The organism is Mycobacterium sp., from assembly GCF_032161845.1.
GTDB lineage: Bacteria > Actinomycetota > Actinomycetes > Mycobacteriales > Mycobacteriaceae > Mycobacterium.
On the sequence record NZ_JAVRQA010000527.1, the window covers coordinates 1 to 4,042 of the forward strand.

Consider the following 4,042-nt stretch of genomic DNA (forward strand, 5'->3'; position numbering starts at 1 on the left):
TCGACCCTTCGCCGACGGCGGCCGCCACCCGCTTCGCGGATTCCGAGCGCACGTCACCTGCAACAAACACACCGGGCACACTTGTTTCCAGATGATGCGGCGGACGGTCGCGATGGCTCCAGCCGACGACGTCCTTGAGGTCCGGCCCGGCCAATACGAAGCCGCGGTCATCCAGGGCGAGGACACCGTCGAGCCAGTCGGTTCGTGGCGTGGCGCCGATGAAACAACACAACCGCCCACACGTGACCGACGTCTTCTCGCCCGACTGCCGGTCCAGCAGCACCAGGCCGGAGAGGTGATCGTCCTCGCCGACCGTGTCGACGACTTCGGTGCAGGTCCGGACGTAAATCTTGTCGTTCTTCTCGATCTGCTCGATCAGGTAGTGCGACATCGACGCCTCCAGCGACGGGCCCCGCACCAGCAGTGTCACCGACTTGGCGGTCTTGGACATGAACATCGCGGCCTGGCCGGCCGAGTTGGCGCCGCCGACGATGTACACGTCCTCGCCGCGGCATTCCTCGGCGTCGGACACCGTCGCGCCGTAGTAGACACCGCGCCCGACGTAGTTGCAGCCATCGGGATCGGCTGGGTCACTCCAGCAGCCGACGACCTTCAGTTCCTGGTACTCGACGCCGGTCGCCAGGATCACCGACCGTGCGCCGATGGTGCTGCCGTCCTCGAACTCGATGGTGGGCGCGGTCTCGCCGACGTGCAGCTTGACCACGTCGCGGGTGGTGATGACCTCGGCGCCGAACCGCTCGGCCTGCCTGCGGGCCGAATTGGTCAGCTCGGCACCCGAGACGCCGATCGGAAAGCCGAGGTAGTTCTCGATCCGCGAACTGCGACCGGCCTGCCCGCCCGTCGTGGTGCGTTCGATGAGCACGGTCTCGAGGCCCTCCGACGCCCCGTACACCGCGGAGGCAAGGCCTGCCGGGCCGCCACCGATGACGGCCAGGTCGTACATCTGCAGCGACGGTTCGGTGGACAGCCCGAGCATCTCGGCGAGCTGACCGTCCGACGGCTCAACCAGCGCCTCACCCTTCTCGGTGATCACCACCGGCAGCGTGAGGCCGTCGAGTCCGGCCGCGTCGAGAAGCTGCTTGCCCTTGGGCTCGTCGGCCATGAAGGCGCGGAACGGGAACTGATTGCGCGCCAGGAACTGGCGCACCTCCCACGACCGTTGGTTCCAGCGATGGCCGATTACCTTGGTGAACGGCATCGCCCTGTCACCGACGGCGCGCCACTCCTCGAGCAGGCCGTCGATGACGGGGTACAGCTTCTCCTCGGGCGGGTCCCACGGCTTGAGCAGGTAGTGGTCGAGGTCGACGACGTTGATGGCGTCGATCGCGGCGTGGGTATCCGCGTAGGCGGTGAGAAGCACCCGGCGCGCCAGCGGAAACAGGTCCATCGCCTTCTCGAGGAACTCGATGCCGCTCATTTGAGGCATCCGGTAGTCCGCGACGAGCACTGCCGCGGTCTCGCCGCGCAGCTTCAGTTCCTTCAGGGTGGCCAGCGCGTCGGGCCCGCTCTCGGCGCGCACGATGCGATACCGCTCGCCGTAATGGCGGCGCAGATCGCGCGCAACGGCGCGCGACACGGCGGGATCGTCGTCCACGGTCAGAATCACGGGGTTGCGGGGCTGGGAAACGGTTCCAGTCATCACGAACGATTATGCGCTGGTCGTCCAGTGGATATCGACCCAACTGCGAGGCTCTAAGCGAACACCGAAGCGGGTGATTCGGTGATTTTGGCCGACGCCCCCGAGCGGGTACTATTGACCAACGGTGCGGCATCCGCGCCGGCTCTTGCGTGCCCTGTCCTGGAATTTAACCAATCCGGCTCACGTTTTGTAGTCGGAGTCGGTGCTTGCAGCGCCGGATAGGGAATTACGGAGGACATGGGTAAAAAAGAGGGTGCCATCGAGGTAGAGGGCCGCGTTGTCGAACCCCTGCCCAATGCGATGTTCCGCATTGAGCTGGAGAACGGCCACAAGGTGCTCGCGCACATCAGCGGCAAGATGCGGCAGCACTACATCCGCATTCTGCCCGAGGACCGCGTCGTCGTGGAGTTGTCTCCCTACGACCTCTCCCGGGGCCGCATCGTTTACCGCTACAAGTAACTAACAAGACAGGATCGACCGCCGTGAAGGTGAACCCGAGCGTCAAGCCAATCTGCGACAAGTGCAGGGTGATCCGTCGCCATCGGCGGGTCATGGTGATCTGCTCCGACCCGCGCCACAAGCAGCGTCAGGGATGAGCGCTTGCGCGAAGACCAGACAGCTTAGGTAGTCGCGCAGCCAGCAACACAACTGAATGATGAACTCCCAGTACCACTGAGCGGCTGGAATCTTTAGAGATTGGGCTGCTCATGCACGTCCGGCACGGAGGCCGGACCCCGTGAGGGGAACGGACTGGGACAAGACCTCCGCAACGAAAAGGAATCACTGCCTGATGGCACGTCTACTGGGCGTAGACCTCCCGCGCGACAAGCGCATGGAGATCGCGCTGACCTATATCTACGGCATTGGCCGTACCCGCTCCCAGGAAATCCTGTCGGCCACCGGCATCGACTTCGATCTGCGCACCAAGGACCTGACCGACGACCAGGTCTCACAGTTGCGCGATTACATCGAGAGCAACGCCAGCATCAAGGTCGAGGGCGATCTGCGCCGCGAGGTGCAGGCCGACATCCGTCGCAAGATCGAGATCGGCTGCTACCAGGGTCTGCGGCACCGCCGTGGCCTGCCGGTGCGTGGCCAGCGAACCAAGACCAACGCGCGCACCCGCAAGGGCCCGAAGCGCACCATCGCCGGCAAGAAGAAGGCCAGGTAAGCACATGGCACAGGCCAAGAAGACCGGAGCTGGTCCCAAGAAGGGCCAGAAGACGCGCCGCAAGGAAAAGAAGAACGTTCCGCACGGCGCCGCTCACATCAAGAGCACGTTCAACAACACGATCGTGTCGATCACCGACCAGCAGGGCAACGTCATCGCCTGGGCATCGTCGGGTCACGTCGGCTTCAAGGGCTCGCGTAAGTCGACCCCGTTCGCCGCACAGCTGGCCGCGGAGAACGCCGCCCGCAAGGCCCAAGAGCACGGTGTCAAGAAGGTCGACGTCTTCGTGAAGGGCCCGGGTTCGGGCCGCGAGACCGCGATCCGTTCGCTGCAGGCCGCCGGCCTTGAGGTTGGCGCTATTTCCGACGTCACGCCGCAGCCGCACAACGGCTGCCGTCCGCCCAAGCGGCGCCGGGTCTAGAGGAGACAAGAGAAAATGGCTCGTTATACCGGACCCGTCACCCGCAAGTCGCGTCGTCTCGGCGTCGACCTCGTCGGTGGAGATCAGTCCTTCGAAAAGCGCCCCTACCCGCCCGGCCAGCACGGCCGTGCGCGGATCAAGGAAAGCGAATACCGCACGCAGCTGCAGGAGAAGCAGAAGGCTCGCTTCACCTACGGCGTGATGGAGAAGCAGTTCCGTCGTTACTACGAAGAGGCCAACCGCCACTCGGGTAAGACCGGCGAGAACCTGCTGCAGATCCTGGAGAGCCGGCTCGACAACGTCATCTACCGCGCCGGGCTCGCCCGCACGCGTCGGATGGCCCGTCAGCTGGTCAGCCACGGTCACTTCACCGTCAACGGCGTGAAGGTCGACATCCCCAGCTACCGCGTCTCGCAGTACGACATCATCGACATTCGCGAGAAGTCGTTGAACACCCTGCCCTTCGAGCTGTCGCGCCAGACTGCAGGCGACCGCCCGATCCCGGGTTGGATCCAGGTCGTCGGCGAACGCCAGCGCATCCTCGTCCACCAGCTTCCCGAGCGCGCGCAGATCCAGGTGCCGCTCGCCGAGCAGCTGATCGTCGAGTTCTACTCGAAGTAATGGTGTTGCGGCCAACCGGCCGTGACCAACTGACCGGCATCAAATAGCGGATGTCGAGAAGGAGATAGAAGAAGAAAATGCTGATCTCACAGCGCCCCACCCTGTCCGAAGAGAGCCTTGCCGAGAACCGGTCCAAGTTCGTCATCGAGCCCTTGGAGCCCGGATTCGG

At 64.4% G+C, this 4,042-nt stretch carries 7 protein-coding genes; 6 read left to right on the top strand and 1 reads right to left on the bottom strand.

Annotated features, from left to right (window positions below; all coding sequences use genetic code 11):
• Positions 1-1,660, bottom strand: a 1,660-nt coding sequence (locus QOD90_RS29295; RefSeq protein WP_526355728.1) for an NAD(P)/FAD-dependent oxidoreductase, incomplete at its 3' end; no start/stop codon positions are given.
• A gap of 237 nt (positions 1,661-1,897) precedes the next feature.
• On the opposite strand from QOD90_RS29295, the gene infA reads away from it, so the two are divergent.
• The 6 genes from infA to QOD90_RS29325 form a co-directional block, all read left to right on the top strand.
• Positions 1,898-2,119 (top strand): translation initiation factor IF-1, encoded by a 222-nt coding sequence (gene infA, locus QOD90_RS29300; RefSeq protein ID WP_284228622.1) that lies wholly within the window; start codon positions 1,898-1,900, stop codon positions 2,117-2,119.
• Between the two features lie 23 nt (positions 2,120-2,142).
• Positions 2,143-2,256 (top strand): 50S ribosomal protein L36, encoded by a 114-nt coding sequence (gene rpmJ, locus QOD90_RS29305; RefSeq protein WP_079925868.1) that lies wholly within the window; start codon positions 2,143-2,145, stop codon positions 2,254-2,256.
• Positions 2,257-2,450: 194 nt separating this feature from the next.
• Positions 2,451-2,831, top strand: a complete 381-nt coding sequence (rpsM, locus tag QOD90_RS29310; protein WP_526355730.1) for a 30S ribosomal protein S13 — start codon at positions 2,451-2,453, stop codon at positions 2,829-2,831.
• 4 nt (positions 2,832-2,835) lie between these two features.
• On the top strand, positions 2,836-3,252 hold the full coding sequence (gene rpsK / locus QOD90_RS29315; protein ID WP_526355732.1) for a 30S ribosomal protein S11: 417 nt from the start codon (positions 2,836-2,838) through the stop codon (positions 3,250-3,252).
• Positions 3,253-3,267: 15 nt separating this feature from the next.
• Positions 3,268-3,873 carry a 30S ribosomal protein S4 gene (rpsD, locus tag QOD90_RS29320; RefSeq protein WP_526355734.1) on the top strand — a complete coding sequence of 202 codons (606 nt, stop codon included), beginning with the start codon at positions 3,268-3,270 and terminating at the stop codon, positions 3,871-3,873.
• Positions 3,874-3,950: 77 nt separating this feature from the next.
• Positions 3,951-4,042 (top strand): hypothetical protein (locus QOD90_RS29325; RefSeq protein ID WP_526355736.1); only part of this gene is annotated, 92 nt, incomplete at its 3' end.